The 22880-nt window shown below is 56.3% G+C and carries 22 protein-coding genes; 11 read left to right on the top strand and 11 right to left on the bottom strand.

Features of this window, described 5'->3' with window-relative positions:
• The first annotated feature begins 60 nt into the window (after nucleotides 1-60).
• Nucleotides 61-864, top strand: coding sequence for a class I SAM-dependent methyltransferase (locus tag MARLIPOL_RS18595; protein ID WP_012139381.1), 804 nt, complete (start codon nucleotides 61-63; stop codon nucleotides 862-864).
• Between the two features lie 87 nt (nucleotides 865-951).
• Nucleotides 952-1821, top strand: a complete 870-nt coding sequence (locus MARLIPOL_RS16185; RefSeq protein WP_051123173.1) for a methyltransferase, TIGR04325 family — start codon at nucleotides 952-954, stop codon at nucleotides 1819-1821.
• Here the strand turns inward: MARLIPOL_RS16185 and MARLIPOL_RS16190 are convergent.
• Nucleotides 1767-2531 carry a DUF2182 domain-containing protein gene (locus MARLIPOL_RS16190; protein ID WP_012139383.1) on the bottom strand — a complete coding sequence of 255 codons (765 nt, stop codon included), beginning with the start codon at nucleotides 2529-2531 and terminating at the stop codon, nucleotides 1767-1769. The genes MARLIPOL_RS16185 and MARLIPOL_RS16190 overlap by 55 nt on opposite strands.
• 199 nt (nucleotides 2532-2730) lie before the next feature.
• On the opposite strand from MARLIPOL_RS16190, the gene MARLIPOL_RS16195 reads away from it, so the two are divergent.
• The 5 genes from MARLIPOL_RS16195 to MARLIPOL_RS16215 all read left to right on the top strand — a co-directional run bounded on the left by MARLIPOL_RS16195 (nucleotide 2731) and on the right by MARLIPOL_RS16215 (nucleotide 6907).
• Nucleotides 2731-3699 carry an ABC transporter substrate-binding protein gene (locus tag MARLIPOL_RS16195; RefSeq protein ID WP_036192188.1) on the top strand — a complete coding sequence of 323 codons (969 nt, stop codon included), beginning with the start codon at nucleotides 2731-2733 and terminating at the stop codon, nucleotides 3697-3699.
• 96 nt (nucleotides 3700-3795) lie between these two features.
• Entirely contained in the window at nucleotides 3796-4830 is a 1035-nt protein-coding gene (locus MARLIPOL_RS16200) for an ABC transporter permease (RefSeq protein WP_012139385.1), read from the top strand.
• Between the two features lie 11 nt (nucleotides 4831-4841).
• Entirely contained in the window at nucleotides 4842-5900 is a 1059-nt protein-coding gene (locus MARLIPOL_RS16205; protein ID WP_012139386.1) for a quaternary amine ABC transporter ATP-binding protein, read from the top strand.
• A 136-nt stretch (nucleotides 5901-6036) separates the two neighbouring features.
• Nucleotides 6037-6399 (top strand): ArsR/SmtB family transcription factor, encoded by a 363-nt coding sequence (locus MARLIPOL_RS16210; RefSeq protein WP_228677635.1) that lies wholly within the window; start codon nucleotides 6037-6039, stop codon nucleotides 6397-6399.
• On the top strand, nucleotides 6374-6907 hold the full coding sequence (locus MARLIPOL_RS16215; protein WP_012139388.1) for an SRPBCC family protein: 534 nt from the start codon (nucleotides 6374-6376) through the stop codon (nucleotides 6905-6907). The genes MARLIPOL_RS16210 and MARLIPOL_RS16215 overlap by 26 nt, the downstream gene beginning before the upstream one ends.
• 50 nt (nucleotides 6908-6957) lie before the next feature.
• On the opposite strand, the gene MARLIPOL_RS16220 is transcribed toward MARLIPOL_RS16215, so the two are convergent.
• The 3 genes from MARLIPOL_RS16220 to MARLIPOL_RS16230 all read right to left on the bottom strand — a co-directional run bounded on the left by MARLIPOL_RS16220 (nucleotide 6958) and on the right by MARLIPOL_RS16230 (nucleotide 10425).
• Nucleotides 6958-7836, bottom strand: coding sequence for an alpha/beta hydrolase family protein (locus MARLIPOL_RS16220; protein WP_012139389.1), 879 nt, complete (start codon nucleotides 7834-7836; stop codon nucleotides 6958-6960).
• A 23-nt stretch (nucleotides 7837-7859) separates the two neighbouring features.
• On the bottom strand, nucleotides 7860-8273 hold the full coding sequence (locus tag MARLIPOL_RS16225) for a MarR family winged helix-turn-helix transcriptional regulator (protein ID WP_012139390.1): 414 nt from the start codon (nucleotides 8271-8273) through the stop codon (nucleotides 7860-7862).
• Between the two features lie 106 nt (nucleotides 8274-8379).
• Nucleotides 8380-10425 (bottom strand): shikimate/quinate 5-dehydrogenase, encoded by a 2046-nt coding sequence (locus MARLIPOL_RS16230; RefSeq protein ID WP_012139391.1) that lies wholly within the window; start codon nucleotides 10423-10425, stop codon nucleotides 8380-8382.
• A 162-nt stretch (nucleotides 10426-10587) separates the two neighbouring features.
• Here MARLIPOL_RS16230 and MARLIPOL_RS16235 point away from each other — a divergent pair, with 162 nt between their 5' ends.
• On the top strand, nucleotides 10588-11601 hold the full coding sequence (locus MARLIPOL_RS16235; RefSeq protein ID WP_012139392.1) for a class I fructose-bisphosphate aldolase: 1014 nt from the start codon (nucleotides 10588-10590) through the stop codon (nucleotides 11599-11601).
• 8 nt (nucleotides 11602-11609) lie between these two features.
• On the opposite strand, the gene MARLIPOL_RS16240 is transcribed toward MARLIPOL_RS16235, so the two are convergent.
• The 7 genes from MARLIPOL_RS16240 to MARLIPOL_RS16270 all read right to left on the bottom strand — a co-directional run bounded on the left by MARLIPOL_RS16240 (nucleotide 11610) and on the right by MARLIPOL_RS16270 (nucleotide 19419).
• A complete protein-coding gene (locus MARLIPOL_RS16240; protein WP_012139393.1) occupies nucleotides 11610-12581 on the bottom strand; it encodes a tRNA dihydrouridine synthase in 972 nt (323 codons plus the stop codon).
• Between the two features lie 134 nt (nucleotides 12582-12715).
• Nucleotides 12716-14890 carry a catalase/peroxidase HPI gene (gene katG / locus MARLIPOL_RS16245; protein ID WP_012139394.1) on the bottom strand — a complete coding sequence of 725 codons (2175 nt, stop codon included), beginning with the start codon at nucleotides 14888-14890 and terminating at the stop codon, nucleotides 12716-12718.
• A gap of 380 nt (nucleotides 14891-15270) precedes the next feature.
• Nucleotides 15271-15489, bottom strand: coding sequence for a DUF2835 domain-containing protein (locus tag MARLIPOL_RS16250; protein ID WP_012139395.1), 219 nt, complete (start codon nucleotides 15487-15489; stop codon nucleotides 15271-15273).
• A gap of 6 nt (nucleotides 15490-15495) precedes the next feature.
• Nucleotides 15496-17388 (bottom strand): molecular chaperone HtpG, encoded by a 1893-nt coding sequence (gene htpG, locus MARLIPOL_RS16255; RefSeq protein ID WP_012139396.1) that lies wholly within the window; start codon nucleotides 17386-17388, stop codon nucleotides 15496-15498.
• 374 nt (nucleotides 17389-17762) lie between these two features.
• Nucleotides 17763-18197 carry a PaaI family thioesterase gene (locus MARLIPOL_RS16260; protein WP_012139397.1) on the bottom strand — a complete coding sequence of 145 codons (435 nt, stop codon included), beginning with the start codon at nucleotides 18195-18197 and terminating at the stop codon, nucleotides 17763-17765.
• Nucleotides 18194-18664: a PaaI family thioesterase gene (locus MARLIPOL_RS16265; RefSeq protein WP_012139398.1), complete on the bottom strand. Its 471-nt coding sequence runs from the start codon at nucleotides 18662-18664 to the stop codon at nucleotides 18194-18196. The genes MARLIPOL_RS16260 and MARLIPOL_RS16265 overlap by 4 nt, the downstream gene beginning before the upstream one ends.
• Nucleotides 18661-19419, bottom strand: a complete 759-nt coding sequence (locus tag MARLIPOL_RS16270) for a DUF599 domain-containing protein (protein ID WP_012139399.1) — start codon at nucleotides 19417-19419, stop codon at nucleotides 18661-18663. Before MARLIPOL_RS16270 ends, MARLIPOL_RS16265 begins: the two co-directional genes overlap by 4 nt.
• Nucleotides 19420-19663: 244 nt before the next feature.
• On the opposite strand from MARLIPOL_RS16270, the gene MARLIPOL_RS16275 reads away from it, so the two are divergent.
• The 3 genes from MARLIPOL_RS16275 to MARLIPOL_RS16285 all read left to right on the top strand — a co-directional run bounded on the left by MARLIPOL_RS16275 (nucleotide 19664) and on the right by MARLIPOL_RS16285 (nucleotide 22805).
• Entirely contained in the window at nucleotides 19664-20887 is a 1224-nt protein-coding gene (locus MARLIPOL_RS16275) for a M48 family metalloprotease (protein WP_051123175.1), read from the top strand.
• 185 nt (nucleotides 20888-21072) lie between these two features.
• Nucleotides 21073-21618 (top strand): hypothetical protein, encoded by a 546-nt coding sequence (locus MARLIPOL_RS16280; protein ID WP_036192193.1) that lies wholly within the window; start codon nucleotides 21073-21075, stop codon nucleotides 21616-21618.
• Entirely contained in the window at nucleotides 21618-22805 is a 1188-nt protein-coding gene (locus tag MARLIPOL_RS16285; protein ID WP_012139402.1) for an iron-containing alcohol dehydrogenase, read from the top strand. Before MARLIPOL_RS16280 ends, MARLIPOL_RS16285 begins: the two co-directional genes overlap by 1 nt.
• The last annotated feature ends 75 nt before the right edge of the window (nucleotides 22806-22880 follow it).

A 22880-nucleotide genomic window follows, 5' to 3' on the forward strand; every position in this document is an offset into this window, starting at 1 on the left:
AATCTAATAAAGACATTGGCAGGGAGGTCCTGTAGCCCTGGGAATGAGAGGAGACATCCCATGAGTCATTTAAGTGTTGAGGAACTTGAAAAAGTTGCGGAGGCTTACGAGCAATTGCTGGTCCCCGCGTTATTTGAGCAGTGGGCAGATCGGTTGGCGGATGCGGCGGAAATCCAACCCGGTGAACGCGTACTGGATGTTGCCTGTGGAACCGGCACCCTGACCCGAACGGTGGCTTCACGGGTTGGCGAAAGTGGCGCTGTCTCCGGTGTCGATATCAACCCGGGGATGTTGGCTGTGGCCAGGCGCCATTCGCCGGGAGTGGATTGGCGCGAAGCCTCTGCTGAGGCATTGCCCTATGATGAAAATCAGTTCGATGCCGTTGTCAGCCAGTTTGGGCTGATGCTCTTCTCTAACCCATACACCGCACTCCGTGAAATGAAGCGTGTGCTAAAACCTGGCGGACACCTGGCAGTGGCGGTTTTTGGTTCTCTCGATGAACTGCCAGCCTATTCCATCATGGCAAGCATCTTTGAGCGGCTTATTGACCCGGGTATCGCCAACGCACTTCGGCTACCGTTCTCGATGGGCAATGCCGACCAGCTTGCACTACTGTTATATGAGGCGGAGATCAGGGATCCGGTCATCGTGACCCACGAGGGCACAGCGCATTTTGACAGCATCAGGGACATGGTACTTGCGGATGTCAGGGGCTGGTTCCCCTTCGCAGGTATTGAGCTGGGCGAGAGCGCAATTGAAACGGTGGTACGGGAAGCGAACAAGGAACTGGCGCCATTTCAGAACTCACACGGAGGTCTGGAATTTAAATTGCCCGTTCATTTGATCACTGCAACGAAGGCCTGAGTCGTCGGGTAAAACATAAGACCCGCCGGTCCCGGTGGGTCTTATGTTCTTGAGGTCCCATGATCGTCTTTTAAGGGAGTAAAAGTCATGTACGATCAAGCGAAGAGGCTTGTGCGTAGCTTCGAAAGAATTCCCGCCGTTCATAACGCACTGAACCGACGCTATGCAAAAGAGTTCGCCACTGCCACGAACGTAAACTGGTTTAAGGGAGTTTACCCGGATTTTGCAACTGCGAGTGCCGATGCGCCCGCCAGTAAACCCCTTGGTTACGATAACGAAGCCCCCGCCTCCGCCGATATGTATCGGTTTCGCATGCAGGCGATTTCACCCTGCGATTATCCGGTCGCATTCTGGCTCAACCGGTTAATGGAACCCAATCAGAAGCTGATCGACTTCGGCGGCCACGTCGGTGTTCTGTACTATGCACTCACCAAATACCTCACTTTTCCGGAGCCGTTCGAATGGGAGATTTACGACGTTCCAGCCGTCATCAGGGAAGCCAGGAAATTTGCCGCTGACAATGGCAATTCCGCCCCGTTGAGTTTCTCTGAAGATTTAACCCAGTCGACTCCCTGTGATTGGGTATTGTTCTCCGGTTCACTGCAATACGTAGAAGATTCCCTGAGCTCGATCATCAGCCAGTTACGGAGCCGGCCAACCTATATATTGATTAACATGCTGCCCGTCCACCCAGATAAAAGCTACGTGACCCTGCAAAACATCAGCACTGCGATCTGTCCCTACAGAATCCACAGCGCGAGTGAACTCCTGGAGGAGATAGAGAAACTCGACGGTGAAGTCATTGACCAGTGGAAGAATGCGGACAAGGCCTGCCAGATTCCTTACCATCCTGATCACTCTCTGGATTATTACTACGGTATGTTGGTAAGACTGACCCCCACTCAAGACACCACGAACCAGGCTCCAACGGCAACGAGTACCACACCCAGGCCGTAGTCGAGCCAATTCCCGGTAGGGATGGTTTTCTCGATCAGGACATAGACCGCCAACCCGGCGATCCAGTACAGGTTCATCACGCCCCCGAAAAAAAGCAGAAGCATCAGCACCCAACAGCACCCCAGGCAGAATACGCCATGCTGAAGGCCCATGATGAACGCCCCACGTGTGCCCGGCCGCCAGTGGGTGGCTATGTACATGGCAGGCATCCGGCAATGCCGAAGGCAGGCCTGCTTGAGGGGGGTGAGTTGATAAATCCCGGCGGCCATCAATATCCCCGCCCCCAGAAGCTGGTTGGTTAACGCCATGTCCGCCAGCAAACCGGCCTGTTTAATCCCCCAGTGCAAGACCGTTGCGAGCAAACTGAAACCTGCCCAGGCAAGCAAGTAACTTGCCGTAAACAAGGTGGTCGGCACATATGGATTGCCACTGTTACGCTGCCTGCGGTTCACGGAAGCGAACAGCAGGATCATCGGCGTCGCGCCCGGCAGCATCATCGCAATCATCATGATCCACCACATAAGGAACATGATGATTGCGTAGCCGGGTGACCAGTCCGCTGACGCCATGGCAGACATATCCATGCCTGCACCGGCGAACAGATAGCTCCAACTGGCCACTATTACGACGGTGAGAAGAGCCAGCACGACCCAGCGATCTCTGCGAAGTACACGTTCCAGGCCTTGATCAGATTTAACACCAATTTCCATTACAGGCTTGTAACTCCCAGTTGGAAAACTATTCTCAAGTATAGGTAGTAACCGAGGTACGCAACGTTTTGCCTTTCTATTCGTTGAACATTTGCGATGTATGTACCACCTCCCGCGAGGTCGTCAGGGCTTTGCATGCGGCTTTGTTGCTGCACTTTTTCAAACTCTATTCCCCTACCCCCTATAAGGAGGACCCATCATGCGAAAGCTAACGTCAGTCGCAATGCTTTGTGCACTATCCGTCCCCGGATTCGCTCAGGCAGACTGCGGGGAAGTATCCATCACTGAGATGAACTGGGCTTCCAACACGGTAGTGACCAGCGTTGCCAAGTTCATCATGGAACAGGGCTACGGCTGTGATGTCACCGTGGTGCCCTCCGATACCATTCCAGCTGTGACGTCGGTCGCCGAGAACGGCGAGCCGGACATTGTCACCGAGCTCTGGCTCAACTCCGCTGGTGAGGCCTACCTGAAGCTGGAAGAACAGGGCAAGGTGGAGCGTCTTGGGAAGGTGCTGGACCCGGGTGGCGTCGAGGGTTGGTGGATTCCCACCTATCTGGCGGAAAAACACCCGGAACTGACCACGATCGAAGGCGTCATGGCAAATCCCGAACTGGTGGACAATCGCTTTAACAACTGCCCGAGCGGCTGGGGCTGCCGTGTGGTCAGTGACAATCTGATCCGGGCCCTTGATCTGGAGGCCTCCGGTATCGAGGTGTTCAACCACGGTTCCGGAGAAACACTGGCGTCATCCATGGCGTCTGCCGTGCAGGACGAAGAGCCCTGGTTCGGCTACTACTGGGGTCCCACCGTTCCTCTCGGCAAATTCGACATGACTCGCGTCGAATTGGGCGATTACGATTCCAGCATCCATATGCGCAATCAAAACCCGGATACCGCCAACCCTGGCGTATCCGAATTCCCGGCAGCGCCGGTGCTGACCTCCGTCACGACCAACTTCAAGGAACGTGAACCAGAGGTGGCCGAGATGCTCAGCAAGCTGACATTCAAGTCCGAAACTATGAGTGCCCTACTGGCCTGGATGGATAAGAATAACGCCTCGGCTGAAGAAGCCGCTGTTTACTTCCTCAACAACAACAGCGACGAGTGGTCCGGTTGGCTGAATGAATCTGCCAGGGAACGACTTGCCAAAGTAATGGAACAATAACCGGGCACAGCTGGACAGAGCCGGAATAATGGCTCTGTCCGTGCGCGTGAACCATTCCAGTCCCGTTATTCTGAATAACTCAGGGGAACTGAATTCATGGCGACCTACACTTCCCTGTTTTCATCGCTCGGACTGGAGGCATGGTGTGCTGAAGACACAAGCGACACGCCTTTGTCCATGACGGATCTGCTAAAAAAAATCCAGGGTACGGAGTCCGAACCTGAATCCCTCTGGGAACTGCCTTTTCCATCGATGGACGCGTTCCACGAAGCCTGCGCTTCCTTCCCACAATCACGGGATCTGACCAAAGGGCTGGAGCAAGGCTTTCTGGACATCAAGGACAACCTGAGCGTTGTGCTGGACCCGCTGACACAACCTCTGAGCTGGTTCCTCGACGGTGCCCTGTACGCCATACTCAACACACCCTGGTGGATTGTCATACCGCTACTGCTGGCGGTGGTGTTTGTGGTTTCCAAATCCTGGAAGCTGGTGGTCTTTGTGGGTATCAGCCTGGCTTTGCTGGCGTTTATCGATTACTACGAATACGCGATGCAAACGCTGGCCATTATTTTTGTCTGCGCCTTCCTGTGCGTACTCTTCGGCGTACCTATAGGCATAGCCATGTCCCGCAGTGACATGATGCAGCGGCTGACCATCCCCGTGTTGGACATGCTGCAAACGCTGCCCCCCTTTGTGTACCTGATTCCACTGATCTTTCTGTTCAGCGTGACCGAATCCAAACTGTACGGCATTGCCATCATTCTTTACGCCATAGTACCGGTGATTCGCCTCACCAACCTGGGTATACGTCTGGTCGACAAAGATGTGATTGAGGCCGCCGATGCCTTTGGTATGACCAGCCGGCAGAAACTCTACAAAGTCCAGATTCCACTTGCCCTGCCCAACATCATGGCCGGCGTAAACCAGACCATCATGATGAGTCTGGCGATGGTGGTCATTGCCTCCCTGGTGTCGGCACCGGGCCTTGGCGTGCTGGTGCTGCAAGGCATTCGCAACCTCGAGCTTGGTGTCGGGCTTGTGGCCGGCCTGGGCATCGTGATTCTGGCGGTGATCCTTGATCGGGTGACCAAGGCCTCGCTGGCGCGAATTAACGCGGCACAGAAACAGTAAGGGAGTGAATTGTGGCTCGGGACATCAAGATTTCCATCCGCAACCTGTACAAGATTTTCGGCCCCACCCCCGACGTCGCCCTGGCCCACGTCCGCCGTGGCATGGGTAAGGCCGAACTACTGGAGAAGCACAACCATGTACTGGGTCTCCAGGACATCAATGTGGACGTCCACGAGGGTGAGATTACCGTTATTATGGGCCTGTCCGGTTCCGGAAAATCCACCCTGATTCGCCACCTCAACCGACTGATCGAACCAACCGCTGGCGAAATCGAGGTCGACGGCGAAGACGTGCTGCAGTTCGACGAAAACAAGCTACGCAAGCTGCGGCGGGAACGGATGTCGATGGTGTTCCAGAAGTTTGCACTGCTCCCCCACAAAACCGTGCTGGAGAATGCCGGCATGGCACTGCTGGTTCGCGGCTATTCCGTACAGGACTTTGAGGCGGAGGCCAAAAAGTGGCTCGCCCGTGTGGGCCTGGAAGGCAACGAGAACCAGTACCCGCACCAGTTGTCCGGCGGCATGCAGCAACGTGTGGGCATTGCCCGAGCCCTGGCGTCGAATTCGCCAATCATGCTGATGGACGAAGCTTTCTCCGCCCTCGATCCCCTGATCCGCTCCGACATGCAGGACCTGCTACTGGAACTGCAAGGCGAGCTGGAAAAGACCATTGTGTTTATCACCCACGATCTGGACGAAGCCCTGAAACTGGCTGACCACCTGGTTATCCTCAAGGACGGCTACGTCGTCCAGCAGGGCGAGCCCCAGGACATCCTGATGCATCCCAACGATCCGTACATCATCGACTTTATCAGCGATATCAACCGCGCTCGCGTACTCAGGGTCCGCTCGGTCATGGAGAAAACAACCGAAGCGCCGGAAAGCTGCGACGGCGATATTTCCGAACGGGATAACCTGGAATCAGTGATTGCCATGTCCGAAGGCGATACCAATCACACCTATCGGGTGATGCGCAAAGGCAAACAGGTGGGCGTGCTCGACATGAAAGAGCTGGTAAAGGCGCTGGTGCCCACCGCTGCCGCGGAAGGTAATGAACGGGCCCGGTATTGAACCGCTGACTGTCCAGCGGACTTCATTCCCCCTCTCTCATCATTAGCCAACAGCCATCCAACATTCAACCTTTTGGTTGACTTTCAGAAGCAGCACCCCTATATTCAACCACATGGTTGAATTAAATGAGCAACAGTTGAACTCTATTTTTCACGCCCTTGGTGACACTACCCGTCGGCGGATTCTGCATGAGCTGTCTGACGGAGAGCGTTCGGTCAGCGAGCTGGCAGCACCTTTCGAGATGTCACTGGCTGCAGCCTCGAAGCACATCAAAGTGCTTGAAAACGCCGGGCTGATTCGCCGGGAGGTGCGTGGCCGCACCCACGTCTGTTATCTGGAACCCGGACCGCTGGCCAGCGCACACGAATGGCTGAATTTCTACCAGGGCTTCTGGAACGATCGCCTGGATGTACTGGAACAACTGCTTTACCAGGAGGAGGCAGCTGACATTACACCTGATAAGGAGAAGACTCATGACGGATTATCAAAACCCCAGTGATTATGGCGTACTGACCGAACCCGCCACGCTGAGGATTCAACGCCTGCTGCCCGGCCCGGTTGAGCGGGTCTGGTCGTATCTCATTGACAGTGACCTGCGCCGTCAATGGCTGGCGGCGGGCGACATGGAAATGAAAGTCGGCACCACGTTCGAGTTTGTCTGGCGTAATGATGAACTGACCAACCCGCCCGGCCAACGGCCACCGGGGTACTCTGAGGAACATCGGCTGGAAAGCCGGATTACCGAATTGGATCCGCCCCACAAGCTGGCCATAGCCTGGGGCAGCACCGGCGGAGTCTCCTTTGAACTGGAGCCCATGGGCAATCAGGTCATGCTAACGGTGACACACCACCGCGTGCCTGATCAGTCTACCCTGCTCTCTGTCAGCTCTGGCTGGCACGCTCACCTGGATATTCTGGTGGCCCGGCTTGAAGGCAGCGATCCTGAACCCTTCTGGGATAGCATCGCCAAACTGAAAGAGGAGTATGGCCAGCGGCTGTCTGCCTGATGGCGCCCATTCGATTTCGCTCCGCCTGTGATAGGCAGGCGGAGGGCGACTCATTTCAGAAGCGGCAATAACACCCCCCGCCACAATGACTCCTGGTAACGCTCCCGGAACCAGCCCAGATGACCAATCTGGCTTTCCCCAACATCCGAAGGGTCGATCCTTTGCATGGTCAACGGGGCGTTGCAGTAAAAGCTGTGAATGGATTCGGTGTTACGCTTCGACATCATTTCGTCGTCGGTAAAGGAAACAGCGGTAATTGGCACCGTGACGCTGGCAAACTGGTCACGCAACGACTCCCCTTCCACACCCACGGCATAATCTCTGTGCAGACACCAGCGCCGCCACTGGCGCATGACGTTGGGAGGCAAATCTCCAACCAGCTTGAGACGGTTACCAGGATAATACCCAACCAGTCGCAGGCTTACAGGTGCCAGGAAATACCACAGTATCCATGCGATGCGCTTGGTGGGCGGTGAATTCTCCCGCCAGTAGCCGCTACCGACAGCCACGGTAATGGCGTTGTCCAATAGGTTGACGTTAGGAGTCATACCGAGAAGTTGCCCACCGACACTGTGGCCAATCCACTGCAAACACTGCCCCGGATACCGCCGGCGGGCAAAATCGATGACCGCATGGCAGTCCTCATTGCCCCAGTCCGTCACGCTGGTCGGGCAATCCCGCAGGTGAGTTTGCAGGGAGGCACCGGTCCCGAAGTAGTCAAAAGTAAGGACCGTGTAGCCCTGACGGCAAAGGAAGCGGGCGAATTTTTCATAGCAGTTCTGACTTACCCCCATGGCGCCGGCCATAATCACCACTGAGCGGGAGGGCTCTGCGGGGAATACGCGAAGGCTGATCCGGTGGCCGCCGTCTGTGGTCAGTGGTATCTCTTGCCGGTTAGCAACGTCCAGTGAGGATTCATGGGCACTCATATCTGGCTCCCTCATTATCGGTATCAGAAGTCGTTCACGAGGCGGTTCAGAAACCGCAGGATTACGTCCACTTCGTCATCGGTGAACCCTTCGGTCATGCGCTCGTTCAGTTCGGTGATCAGGGGCTTGGCGCTGTCGATCTTGCGGCGCCCAAGGTCAGTGAGATAAAGGCGGGAGGCTCGCCCATCGTGATCGCAGGGGCGTCGCTCAAGTAGCCCTTTGTGCTCCATGCGGCCTGCCAGACCGGTAAGGGCTGAGTTGTTAAGGTTCAGGTGGCGAGCCAGGTCCTTCAACAGGCAGCCTTCGTCGCCTGCCACCAGCAACAGGGCACCGACCTGAGTGACGGAAATGCCAAGCGCCTCTTCACTGAGTTGGTCAGCGTGCTTGTATACCCGATGACGGGCGATGTTGAGCAGGTAGAAAAGCCGTTTATCCATGATCTCGCCATTTACTTCACATGTGAAGCAAATATACTACGCATGTGAAATATATGGCAAGCAACCGCTTTTTGGGCTATAGAAATGTCCCGGGTATTCTCAGAGTTTATTGATTGTCTGCCGCCAATGCTCTGACTCGCTCGAAGTCTTCCTCACTAAATACCCCGTTGACACCCGAGATGGCTGCCAGCTTCATTCCGTGCCTGAGGCCGAGTTTGTAGATTTCCCGCACTTTTTCCCATTCAATGTTACGGCCCAGAGTGAAGTTCTCGAATCGCGCTTCCAGTGCCAGCACAATGGTTTCCGCCAGACAGGCATAGACCACCCCATCGGACAGACCGATGTCCTTCATGCGCACCTCTCCGGGCAACTGGATTTCACCGGATTCGATCACCAGCACATCCGGACGTTTGGCGACATCTTCCGCCGAAATATCCAGGGGTCGGGCAACGTCGGTAATCGCACAGCCGGGTTTTACCTTCATGATGTCCAGAATGCGTTTGCCGGCACCAGATGTGGCCGTGACAATCATGTCCATGTCCGCCAGGTCACGTTCAGCAGAGCCTGCCACATGCACAATGGCCCCTGGCGTTTCCTGTTCGATACTTTCTTTCAGGGCCAGCAGCTTCGCTGGTTCCGGAGCAGCGAGATACACCTCATCAACCGCTTTGGCGAGCAACCGCGCACACACCGAACCGATCGCCCCGGTGGCCCCCACCACCATCGCTTTGCCGGCTGCCTTACCACTTGGGCCGATGCTCACCCGCCCGATTTTCTTCATGGCGTCATGGGCTGCCCAGAGTGCGCCAGAAGCGCTGTAGCTGTTACCCGTGGTGATCGGCAATGGTGCCCGTTTGGCCACCGTGATGCCCGCGTCACCGACCACCTTGGTGAAAGCGCCGAGCCCCATGATCTGAGCCCCCAGCTTTTTGGCGAGTTTCGCCGCCTGCAGCAGTCTTGCGTAGGTGAACTCCGGCCCATGGGCCATGATTTCCCGAGGAGTGCCACCCACAGTTATCAGCCAGCCTTCCACTTCGTCGCCAGTCGGCGACCGGATACCCGATACCCGGGAATAAACAAACGGTGGCGTGTAGGCCACAGCCTTCTCAACCAGGTTCATGATGACCGGTGGTGAGACGCTGGCGATCCAATCCAGTGGCGGTGTCTTGGTAAGATATTGCTGTGACAGCGGATGAATAACAAAGGCAAACCGATTCACCCGGCGATAACCGTCTGGATACAGAATCCTGGGCTCTATGCCCAGCCTCTGAATCACATCCAGATAATCATCGGGGCCCAGTTGTTCCGGTGTCCTGGCAAGAGCAGTACTGATCATGGCATCCAGGACATTGACCCCTATCGGTCGCCCCTCCAGCCAGGGACTATAATCCACCACCATGGCTACGCGACGGGAGCGCATCCAGTCCAGAACGGTATCGGTCACGCGCGATGTAATCACGGTTTTGCCATCCAGCTCGTTCTCTCCGAAAAGCTCAAGGTCGCCGATGGAGGCAACAATAACGTGAGCTTCGGATGCAGCGTGGCATAACGATCCCTGAACCAGGCTCTCGCCCAGGCGATAGAGTGGCGTGTGCAAGATACTTTCGACGGTTTTTATCGCTGCCGGCCGATACATGATGGATGCCGTCAGCGAGGTGTAGGTTTCCAGTTGCTTCAGGGACGTCAGCAACCGGGGCACGCCAAAATCGGTATAGGGGTCGGCGAAAAACAGGTTGTCAGTGTGCTCGGACAGCGCTTTGGCAATACGGTAGCCGGCCTGCCCGTTCATAAAAAGAACGCGGGCATTATCGAAGAAGTGGCCAAGCTCTGACTGTGTGTGTCGAACCGCCCACTCCTGCAGGATACCCCGCAGGCCCGCACCGGTGGTCACCGGCTTGTCAGGAACCCAGGCCTCCAGGCGGGCGGTATCCGGATGCTCAAGCTGTTCACGTCCGACTTCATAGTGGTCATGAACCATGCTCAGACCGATGGCGTCCGCCTGATCATGAACCGACTCCAGTACCGCTTCGGCCTTTGACAGGTCCCCGTCAGTTCCAAGGCGGATGATGCGGAAAGGCTGGCCCATAAAGTCCGTTTCCATATGGTAGTCATACTCGGATGAACCCTGGCTGACGCTGACGACGGTTTTCATACAGGCCTACCCCTCTTGCTGTCTCTATCAGTGACAGATTAGACCACTGCATCGTTCACCGTCTTAGCCCAGATCAAGTTCAGTAGCACTATCGACCGTCTACACTAAGAGTACAAACCCAAATCCTACTCTGACTGCTGATGGATTACTCAGGAGCTCGTCATGACTACTCAGGAAGAACTAAGCGCAACCGTTGGGGAACTGGTACAGGCCGGCAAAGGCATTCTGGCGGCAGATGAGAGCCACCCCACTATCGCCAAACGTTTCAGCGCAGTTGGCGTTGAATCCAGCGAAGAGAAACGCCGTGAATACCGCAGTCTCATCTTCTCAACCTCCGGTCTGGGAGGCTTCATCAGCGGTGTGATTCTGTTTGAAGAAACACTGGGCCAGACCAGTCTCGACAACCAGCCTATGGCGGAGCTTCTTGCGAAACAGGGCATTGTTCCGGGCATCAAGGTGGACAAGGGCAAAAAGCCACTGGTACATGCCCCGGGCGACGAAATAACAGTGGGTCTGGATGGTCTTGAAGACCGGCTGGAAATCTATCGGAATCAGGGAGCCCGCTTCGCCAAGTGGCGGGATGTGTTTCATATCTCCGACACCCTTCCCTCTCGCCAAGCCATGGAGGCCAATGCGGAAGTGCTGGCGCGCTACGCGGCTATATGCCAATCCATGGGTATTGTTCCCATCGTGGAGCCAGAGGTGTTGATTGATGGCAGCCACACCATAGAACGCTGCGCGGAGGTAAGCGAAGCTGTGCTCAGAGAAGTGTTTCACACCCTTTATCGACACAAAGTCGAGCTGGAGCACATGATTCTGAAACCGAGCATGGTGACACCCGGTAAAGAAAACCCGAAGGCCACGCCTGAAGAAGTGGCCAGGACAACAATCGGTGTATTCCGCCGCGCCGTACCCGCCGCCGTGCCCGGCATCTGCTTCCTGTCCGGCGGCCAGACGCCCGATGAGGCAACCGCAAACCTCAATGCCATGAACGCCATGAGTGCACAACCCTGGGAGCTCAGCTTTTCTTATGGACGTGCACTTCAGGAGCCAGCTCAGAAGGCATGGGCCGGCAAACTGGATAATGGCCCGGCTGCCCAGGCCGCAATGCTGAAACGGGCCCAACTGAATGGCGCCGCACGCTCAGGAAGTTATCAGCCGGACATGGAAGATTGAAGCAGGGCTCAAGCCGCGCGGAAATCGGTAATCGTAACCGGTCCTTCAAGACAGGCCAACATGGGGGCTACCTGGCGGATCTTGCGAGCTTCAGGCCATAAAGCTTCAGCCTCGGGGAAACCCTGACGCAGAAAGTTGAGCCATTGCTTGATTCGACCGGTCACAAACCGGTCCTCCAGCCACCCTTGAAGAACGGAGGCGTATTCACGCACCAGTGCCACGGCTTCCGGCCAAGTCATGTCGGGTACGGCCTCTCCTGACTGACTGGCGCGAATTTTACGGGCCAGATCCGGGCGGGCAATCAGGCCGCGTCCGATCATGACATCCTCGCAGCCGGACACTTCACGGCAACGCCAGTAGTCGTCAACGGTCCATATCTCGCCGTTGGCAATGACATGGGTGTTGACCGCTTCCCGCGCTTTGGCGATTTCTTCCCAGTAGGCGGGTGGCTTGTAGCCGTCCACCTTACTGCGGGCATGAATCACGATTTCTGACGCACCGGCGGCTTCCAGCGCCTGGGCACAGGCCACACCCATGGAACGGTCGTCATAACCCAGACGCATCTTGGCAGTGACCGGGATGTCTGCCGGGACCGCCTTGCGGACTGCCGCGACGATCTCATGCATCAGCTCCGGCTCTCGCATCAGCACACAACCGCCCTTGTGTTTGTTGACGGTCTTGGCCGGGCAACCAAAATTGATATCAACCTGCCCCGCACCCAGTTCGACCGCTTTCGCACCGTGGCGGCCCATCATTTCGGGGTTCGACCCCAGAAGCTGGACGGCTACTGGTGTACCGGCTTCGGTCAGGGATCCGTTATGCAACTCCGGTGCGAATTTGTAGAAAATTCTGGGGGGCAGCATACCGTGGGTCACGCGAATGAACTCGGTGACGCACCGGTCAATATCGCCGACCTTAGTCAGGGTTTCACGAATGGGTGCGTCTACCAGCCCTTCCATCGGGGCAAGAATAATTCGCATGGAGGCTCCGGAAGATGAATGGAGAATCAGTCAGCAGCTGTTCAAAAATCGGTCGGAGCGGATTGTAAGGAATCTGGCGGGAAGTTGGTAGCCGGGCATCCCGAAATCAGGATGCCCGGTCTGTTGCTATCGACTTACTTCTTCACGTCGAAACGGTCGTTGTTCATGACCTTGGCCCAGGCGGCAACGAAGTCATTCACAAACTTCTCATCGTTGTCATCCTGGGCGTACACCTCAGAGTAGGCCCGGAGGATGGAGTTGGAGCCGAACACCAGGTCTACCCGGGTGGCGGTCCACTTCACCTTGTCAGTCTTTCGGTCACGAATCTCATAGAGGTTCTTATCCGCGGGCTTCCAACTGAAGGCCATGTCGGTCAGATTGACGAAGAAGTCGTTCGTCAACTGACCTACGCGGTCCGTGAGCACGCCGTGCTTGGCGCCACCATGGTTGGTGCCGAGCACACGCATGCCACCGAGCAGGACGGTCATTTCCGGTGCCGTCAGGCCCAGCAGTTGGGCGCGGTCGAGCAGCAGCTCTTCCGGCTTGACCACATATTCCTTCTTCTGCCAGTTCCGGAAGCCATCGGCGACCGGCTCCAGTGGCGCAAAGGATTCCGCATCGGTCATCTGGTCAGTGGCGTCTCCACGGCCCTTCAGGAAGGGCACGTGTACGTCATAGCCGGCAGCTTTCGCGGCCTTCTCTACGCCCAGGTTGCCACCCAGCACGATGACATCTGCGATACTGGCGCCGGTTTCAGAGGAGACCTTCTCGTACACGCCCAATACCTTGGACAGACGTTCCGGCTCGTTGCCCTCCCAGTTCTTCTGCGGGGCCAGGCGAATACGAGCGCCGTTGGCGCCACCGCGCATGTCAGAACCACGGAAAGTCCGGGCGCTGTCCCAGGCGGTGTTGACCAGCTCGCTGATGCTCAGGCCGGCGTCGTCGATTTTTTCCTTGACCACTTCTTCGATGTAGTTGGTCTCGCCCTGTGGTACCGGATCCTGCCAGATCAGGTCTTCAGCAGGCACTTCCGGGCCGATGTAGCGGCTCTTCGGCCCCATATCCCGGTGAGTCAGCTTGAACCAGGCCCTGGCAAAGCAGTCACGGAAGTACTCGGGATCTGCCATGAATTTTTCACAGATCGCGCGGTACTTAGGATCCATCTTCATCGCCATATCCGCATCGGTCATCATCGGATTGCGGCGAGTGGACTGATCGGTTGCGTCAACCGGCTTGTCTTCTTCCTTGATGTCCACGGGCTCCCATTGGTTTGCACCGGCCGGGCTCTTCTTGAGCTCCCATTCATGACCGAACAGCAAGTCGAAATAGCCCATATCGAACTTGGTCGGGTTGGTTGTCCAAGCGCCTTCCAGGCCAGAGGAAACGGCATTGGCGGCCTTGCCCTTCATATTCGGGTTGTTCCAGCCCAGACCTTGTTCGTGGACGTCTGCGCCTTCCGGCTCGGGACCAAGGGCTTCGGCATCGCCATTACCGTGGGTCTTACCGACGGTATGACCGCCGGCGGTCAGTGCCGCGGTTTCCTCATCATTCATCGCCATACGGGCAAAGGTTTCCCGCACCTGCTCGGCTGTCTTGAGCGGATCCGGCTGACCGTTGACGCCTTCCGGATTCACATAGATAAGGCCCATCTGAACGGCCGCCAACGGGTTCTCCATGGTCTCCGGCTTATCCACATCCTCGTATCGGGTGTCGGATGGAGCCAGCCATTCTTTCTCCGCGCCCCAGTAGATGTCTTTTTCCGGGTGCCAGATGTCTTTACGGCCGAAGGAAAAGCCGAAGGTTTTCAGCCCCATCGATTCGTAGGCAGCGTTGCCGGCCAGAATCATCAGATCCGCCCAGCTCAGCTTGTTGCCATACTTCTTCTTGATTGGCCACACCAGACGACGGGCCTTGTCGAGACTGACGTTATCCGGCCAGGAACCAAGCGGTGCAAAACGCTGGTTACCGGTACCACCGCCGCCCCGACCATCGGCAAGACGATAGGTACCTGCAGCGTGCCAGGCCATACGAATCATCAGACCGCCGTAATGACCCCAATCCGCCGGCCACCATTCCTGGCTGTCGGTCATCAATGCATACAGGTCTTGCTTCAGGGCGTCATAGTCCAGCTTTTTGACTTCCTCGCCGTAGTCAAAGTCTTCGCCCATCGGATCGGATTTGTGATCATGCTGGTGAAGGATGTCCAGGTTCAGCGCTTCGGGCCACCAGCTGATGTTATTCTGGTTGGCCGAAGTGCTGCTGCCGTGCATGACCGGACACTTACCACCATTACCATTATTGTTACTCATTGTTCTCTCCTGTCTCTGAACAGTTGGCAAAACGTATTTGTGACAAGGGCATCACTCAATATAGATCAACTAACGTTGGCTGCTTGAATGTTTCCTAATCTCCGGATAGTGAATAGCTATCAATCATTCCCACTCATTTCGCAGTTGAATCACTGTGCTTCAGCGTAGTTACGACTGTAGTCCACCAGAATATCGAGCGCATTTCTCCACTTCACGAGAGAAAGATTTCTGATTACTGGCATTGGGGAAATCCTGCGTTACGGGGGAACAACTACACACTACAACTCGCAGGCAGTTACAGGATAATTAATTAAACAAACATTTTTAATAGCTTTCGCCAATCCAGAAAGAAGGGAGGATTATTCTGAATCTATCAACAATCAAAGTCGTTCAATGGAAGCGAACTTGCCGTTAGTGTCGAACAGAATGCGGAAGCTGCCGCGAACGCCGTCGCGGAGATAAAAACGGGAGAGAATACGGGCCGGGAAGTGAACGGAGCGTCCGTCCCGGGCCGTGGTGTGAACATCGGTGGCCACGCCCTGATAGAGCTTGATCCACTCTTCAGGGCTGATGTTGATATCCACAATAATATGTTGCATCAACGCTTAGTTTGCCAGTTCCAGTAACAGACGGTTCAGACGGGTCACATAAGCACCCGGATCTGCCAGCTGCTCACCGCTGGCCAGGGTGGCCTGATCCAGCAGTACAGCGGACAGTTCCCCGAAACGCTCGTCACCCTTCTCGTTTTCCAGGCGCTGAACCAGCGGGTGGTCCACGTTGATCTCGAAGATCGGCTTGCTGTCCGGCACTTTCTGACCAGCGGCTTCCATGATCTTCTTCATCTGAGCGCCCATGTCGAAGTCACCCACCACCAGGCAAGCTGGGGAATCGGTCAGGCGGTTGGTCACCCGCACCTCCTGGACACGGTCTTCCAGGGCCTTCTTGATGCGCTCAAGCAAATCTTTATGCTCCTCTGCGGCCTCTTCCTTGTGCTTCTTGTCTTCCTCGGTTTCAACTTCGCCAAGGTCGAGATCACCGCGGGCAACGTCCTGGAGCTGCTTGCCCTCGTACTCGCTGAGGTAGCCCATCATCCACTCGTCGATGCGGTCGGACAGGATCAATACCTCAACGCCCTTCTTGCGGAAAACTTCCAGGTGCGGGCTGCTCTTGGCGGCCATGAAGTTATCGGCGGTGATGTAATAGATCTTCTTCTGACCTTCCTTCATACGACCGATATAGTCATCCAGGGACACGTTCTGGGTCTGCTCACCCGTATGGGTGGAGGCAAAACGCAGCAGGCCGGCAATCTTCTCGCGGTTGCTGAAATCTTCCGCCGGACCTTCCTTGATGACGGTGCCGAACTCACCCCAGAACTTCTGGTACTGCTCGGGATCTTTCTTGGCCAGCTTGGAGAGCATGTCGAGTACGCGCTTGGTCAGCGCGGTGCGGATGCTTTCCACGGTGCTGTCGTTCTGCAGGATCTCCCGGGAAACGTTCAGGGACAGATCGTTGGAGTCGATCACGCCCTTGGCGAAGCGCAGGTACAGCGGCAGGAACTGCTCGGCGTCGTCCATGATGAATACGCGCTGCACGTAAAGTTTCAGGCCGCGAGGTGCTTCCCGGTTGTACAGGTCAAACGGTGCACGGGCCGGAATGTACAGCAGGCTGGTGTAGTCCAGCTTGCCTTCCACCTTGTTGTGGGACCAGGTCAGCGGGTCTTCAAAATCGTGGGCGATGTGCTTGTAGAATTCTTTGTACTCCTCGTCCTTGATCTCGGTTCGCGGCAGGGTCCACAGTGCGGTGGCGTCGTTGACGGTTTCGTCCTTGCCCTTTTCTTCCTCTTCCTCGGACTCGGATTTCATCACTACCGGGAAGGAAATGTGATCGGAGTATTTCTTTACCAGTCCACGCAGACGGAATCCGTCAGCAAATTCCTTAGCATCAGACTTCAAGTGCAGGACAATTTCGGTGCCCCGATTCTCACGGTTAGCCTGCTCAATGGTGAACTCGCCGTCACCGTTGGATTCCCAGTGCACGCCCTCTTCAGGCGCTGCACCGGCGCGGCGGGTAAACACTTCGACCTTGTCGGACACAATGAACGCGGAATAGAATCCCACACCAAACTGACCAATCAACTTACTGTCTTTCTTCTCGTCACCTGACAGCTGCTGCAGGAACTCCGCAGTGCCGGAGCGAGCGATGGTACCCAGGTTCTCAATCACGTCATCACGCGTCATGCCGATACCGTTATCAGCCAGGGTGATGGTGTTCTTTTCCTGGTCGTAGTCCAGGCGGATTTTCAGCTCGGGATCGCCTTCATACAGGCCGTCATCCTTCAATGCCGCGAAACGCAGTTTGTCTTCGGCGTCTGACGCGTTCGAGATCAGCTCACGAAGGAAGATTTCCTTGTTGGAATACAGGGAATGGATCATCAGGTGAAGCAGTTGCTTCACTTCGGTCTGAAAACCCAGGGTCTCTTTTTGCGCTTCTACCGTCATGGCTTTTTTATCTCCTGCTGTTTACGTTCGGTGGAGCGGTGCGGTCGGGTAATCCTTTCCAAAAACACGCTGTGAATACGTCCCTGTACGCTCCGCTCCGCCATCCATGGCTCCGCAGGGTTTTGGAAAGGATTACCCGACCGCACCACCCAACTGTTGAGTAATATCGATTCTTGCACGGAGCATGAGCATGCAGTTGAGGATGGGTATACGAAACCGTGCGGAGCCATGGATGGCGGAGCCCGAGCCGCACAGGGACGTCTTGAGGCGTGTTTCGTATACCCATCCTCAACTGCATGCCTGCACCAATGCTTAATGTGCTGAATCCTGAAATGGGGTTCGACCGGGGTATTTCAACCCCGTCCGGATCGAATTCAGTCTTCCAGGAGAAAGTGGGCTCGCGCCGTGGCAATTGGTTGGGAACGGGATTTCTGCCAGGCGGTGATCATCACGTTGGCCACACGGTTGCCCTGCCGGGTCAGTCGGCACTCGGCATAGGTTTCGCGGTCCAGGCCAGCGCGCAGGTAATCCAGGGAAAAATCCACGATACGAGGCATGCGCATACTGTCCTGGGACATCATCAGGTAGATGGCAGCAGACATTTCCATAAAGCCGCCGATGACGCCACCGTGAATGGCGGGCAGGATCGGATTGCCCAGGTTTTCTTCCTTTTTCGGTAAGCGGAAGATCAGGTCGTCGCCGAAACGGTCGCACTCCAGGCCGATAAAGCGGGCGTAGGGAACGCTTTCCAGCAGCCGGGAGAAATCACCGCTTTCGCGGGTGTGACGGAGGATTTCAGGGTCGGTCATTCTTCACCTCCGGTGATCAGATCCCGATAGCCTTTCGGTGTTGCTTCCTTACCAATACGCATGAAGGTGCCGACGCAGTTGGCGATGGTTTCGCCGCCTTCCTGGTAGGCCTCGCACCGGGTAAAGATGATGTTGCGGGTAATCTTGTAGGTTTCCGCGCGGGCAAACACCGGTTTGTGGGGTTCCGCGGGGCGCATGTAGTCAACCCTCAGGTCCAGCGTCGGGCACAACTCAAAATCCTGCAGGGCGCAGATGATCACCGAACCCGAGGTCGTGTCCATCAGCGTGGTAATCGCACCACCGTGGATCACGCCGGTATCCGGGTTACCGATAATCCGGTCACTGTATGGCAAGCACATGGTCAATACGCCGTCGCCAGTGGCCTCAACGGTCAGGCCCAGTTCACGCGCCTGGTTCAGGGTCTCTAGAAACCGGCGAACCCGGTTCAGTCGGATATCATCAGTCATTCAGAATCGCCAGATCGGTAACTGTTGGATTTCGACGCGGCATCGGATTTCGCCGCAGGTTCTTCAAACACTTTTCCGCCGCGCAGGGCCTCCAGGGCGTTGGAATGAAATTCCCGACGGTACAGAACGATGACAACCAGCGTGGAGCCCGCAATAAAGGCCACCGGGTGGATAAACCACGCCACCACCGCCATGGCATAGTAATAGGATCTCAAGCCAAGGTTGAACGCGTCCCCCGCCAGGTTACATACCCGCGCCGCGCTCTGGGCAAAGGCTTCCCGCGCAGCCGGACTGACTTTGGTGTCCTCCGGTAATGGTGCGCTCCCGATGAGCACAGCCACGAAGTTATACATGCGCATGGACCAGGTGAACTTGAAGAAGGCATAGATAAACACCATCAGCAAAACCACCATGCGTAACTCCCAGATCGCACGACTCGGCAAGTTGCCGAACGGCAGAGTACTGAACACCTCCATTACTTCCTGAGTGTAGCCCAGTGCGGTAATAATACCCGCGAGAATCAGCAGGCAGCTGGACGCAAAGAAAGCGCCGTTGCGTTCCAGGTTTCCCACGACCGACGCATCCGGAATGCGGTTATCCCGGCGCAGCATCCCCCGCATCCAATCCTCCCGGTACAGGTCCAGGGTGTTGGACAGGCAAGGTCTGTCATTGGCTTTGCGGCTGGAATACTCGGTATAGCCAATCCAGCACACCAGAAACCAGGCCAGCGCAATCAGTTCCAGATAATCAACCATGAAGGTTCCATTTGCGGAATCAGAAAAAGGAAGGTTAACAAGCGCTTTATCATACACTTCGCAAGGAATTCTCTCCAGATTACAAGGGCACCATGACTATAACCGTCGGTCATCGGATGTGGTATAAACTGACCCTGACCACCCGGGGTTACGTACATCCCGGATCAAGGACTGATAACAGGAGTTTACTGTGACGAACCGGCTGTTTTTTCGCTGCCTGCCCCTGACAATCCTGCTCTTTGCGATGACGGGATGTTCTGTAAACCCGGTCACCGGGGAAAAGCAGTTGTCACTGATACCGGAAAGCCAGGAGCTTTCCATAGGCGCGGAGCAATACACCCCGACCCAACAGACCCAGGGCGGTCAGTTCTATCTCGACCCGGACCTGACCGTGTACGTACGCGAAGTGGGCCAGAAGCTGGCCAGGGTCAGCGATCGCCCCGACCTGCCCTATGAATTCGTGGTGCTGAACAGCAGTGTTCCCAATGCCTGGGCACTGCCGGGCGGCAAGATCGCTATAAACCGGGGTCTTCTGACCGAACTGGAAGACGAAGCCCAACTCGCATCTGTGCTCGGCCATGAGATTGTCCATGCCGCCGCACGTCACAGCGTCCAACGCATGCAACAGGGTATGTTGATCAGCGCCGGGGTCGCCGGGCTGGGATTCGCCCTGTCGGATAATGAATGGACTGGCCTGCTCATGGGTGGCGCTGCTCTTGGCGCGCAGATTATTCAGGCTCAGTACAGCCAGGGCGATGAACTTGAGTCGGACCGTTATGGCATCGAGTACATGGTTGAGGCGGGCTACGATCCCCAGGCAGCGGTAGAGCTTCAGGAATTATTTGTGAAACTGTCGGAGGGGCGTCAGTCCAACTTTATTGATGGCCTCTTCGCCAGCCACCCTCCGTCACAGAAGCGGGTTGCGGAGAACCGCAAACTGGTTCAGAAATACGGCGCCGGTGGATACCGCGGTAAGGATGTTTACGACAGAAAACTGGCCAAGGTCAGAAAACTCAAGCCCGCTTACGATGCCCATGACGAAGCCTTGAAACTGGCCAGCGAGGGAGACATGGAAGCGGCGCTGACCAGGATCAACGAAGCCATCCGCATAGAGCCGGACGAAGCCCTGTTCTTCTCCCTCAGGGGACGCATTTACGAAGCGCAGGAAAAGAAGGCCAAGGCCGAGGCGGACCTCGAGAAAGCGGTGTCCCTCTATCCCGAAATGTTCAGTTACCGCCTGCACAACGGCCTGAATGCGCTGTCCCGGAACAAGCTGGATAAAGCCCGGACCAACCTCACCAAGGCCAACGAAGTGGTTCCGACCTCCATAGCCTTCCTTCGTCTGGGTGATGTGGCGGTGAAACAGAACCGTCGCGATGACGCCATCAGGTACTACCAAACAGCGGCGGAAGCCGGCGGCGCAGTGGCTGAAGAGGCCAAACGAAAACTCGCCAATCTGACCCAGTAACTACTGGACAGCCCTTCTCCAAAGGCCCGGATCCACTCCGGGCCTTTCTGTATCGGGACACCTTGTACGCAGGCGTTAGCCCGACTTTTGCCGTGGTGACAGCACCTCCCTGTCAATGATCGCATTGACTTTTAGAGCAATAACTCTAAAAATCAGATCACACCAACAACAATCGGATGATTGCCATGTTAGCGAAACGTATCCAACCGATGGCTTTCCAGGCGAGACGACTGTACGTGGAGCTGATGTTCCAGGTTATGGGTCGCGCCCTTCAGGCCGTTAGTGAAGTGGATGAGACAGTCCAACAGGAAGCCATTGCCCTTCCCGAAGGTTTTCTGTTTGAAATGATGGTGATGCCGAACGGCTCCAACCTCATCGTCGAACATACCGGTAACGGGCGCTTCCACTACCATGGCAGTACCGCCCCACGACCGGTGGATCTGTCAATACAGTTCAAGCACATCGCCCACGCCTTCATGGTGCTGTCGTTCCAGGAGAAGACTTCCGTGGCCTTCGCCAATGACAGGATGCTGGTGGATGGCGATATCAGCTACGCCATCCGCATGACACGGGTACTGAACCGGCTGGAAGCGTTCATACTTCCGAAGCTGATTGCGAAGCGGGCCGTCAAGGAATATCCCGCCAACCTTCACCTGCCGGAAAAGCTGATCAGTGCCGCACGGATCTACCTCAAGGTCGCAACCAATTTTGTCGAAACGGTGAGAGCATAATGACTAACAAATACTATGAGTTCTTTTGCCCGGTTAAGGTGATCGCCGGAAAGGCGGCCCTGGAGCATATCCCTTACGAACTGACCGGCATGGCGGCCAAGCGCCCCATGATTGTGACCGACAAGGGCGTACGTGCCGCTGGCCTGCTCGATCCGGTCATTTCCGCGTGCGAGGAAAGCGGGTTGGAGATCGTCAGTATTTACGATGACGTACCACCGGATTCATCCACCGGAGTGGTCCGCGACATTGCTGGCATCTACCGAGCTGAAAAGTGTGACTCCATCATCGCTGTCGGTGGTGGTTCCGCCATTGATACCGCCAAGGCTGTCAACATCCTGGTGTCCGAGGGTGGTGATGATATTGCCGCCTACTCCGGTGCCGGCGTACTCAAGCACCCACTCAAGCCGTTCTTCGTTGTGCCGACTACCGCTGGCACCGGCTCCGAAGTTACTGCTGTCGCAGTTATTGCTGACACTGAAAAACACGTGAAGCTGCCGTTCACTTCGTCATTCCTGTTGCCGAATGCCGCGATCATCGATCCCCGCATGACGCTGACGCTGCCGCCCCACATCACGGCGGCAACGGGGATGGATGCGATGACCCACGCGATCGAAGCTTTCACCTGCATGGCGAAGAACCCGCTCAGCGACGCCTACGCCACGGCCGCGATCAAGAAGATCAGTACCTCCCTGCTGTCGGTGATGGAAAACCCGAAAGACGCCGATGGCCGTCTGGAGCTGGCTCAGGCTTCCACCATGGCGGGGATTGCTTTCTCCAATTCCATGGTCGGCCTGGTCCATGCACTGGGTCACGCGACGGGTGCTATCTGCCAGCTACCTCATGGCCTGTGCATGAGCCTGTACCTGCCCTACGTGCTGGAATACAACATTGAATCCATCCGTGAGCCCTTGGGCGAGTTGCTGTTGTACCTGGATGGCCCCGATGTGTACGCGGCGACGCCGGCGGCCCGTCGCGCTGAAGCCAGCATTTCCACCATCCGCCGCATGCGGGATGCGCTTTACAAGCACTGCCAGCTGCCGCGTACGCTGAAGGAAACCGGCAAGGTGGTTGAGGCACAACTGGATCAGATCGCCGAACTGGCGTTGGATGACGGCGCGATCATGTTCAATCCGAAAGAGGTGACTCGGGAAGACGCCCGCGAGGTCCTGCGCCGCGCCTGGGCATAATCCCTGGCCTTTCTCTGGCTATTGGTGCAGGTTACCCCCGCGAGGCCGGGGCCTGCACCGATATGGGTCAGAGTA

The organism is Marinobacter lipolyticus SM19 (assembly GCF_000397065.2).
Lineage (GTDB): Bacteria > Pseudomonadota > Gammaproteobacteria > Pseudomonadales > Oleiphilaceae > Marinobacter > Marinobacter lipolyticus.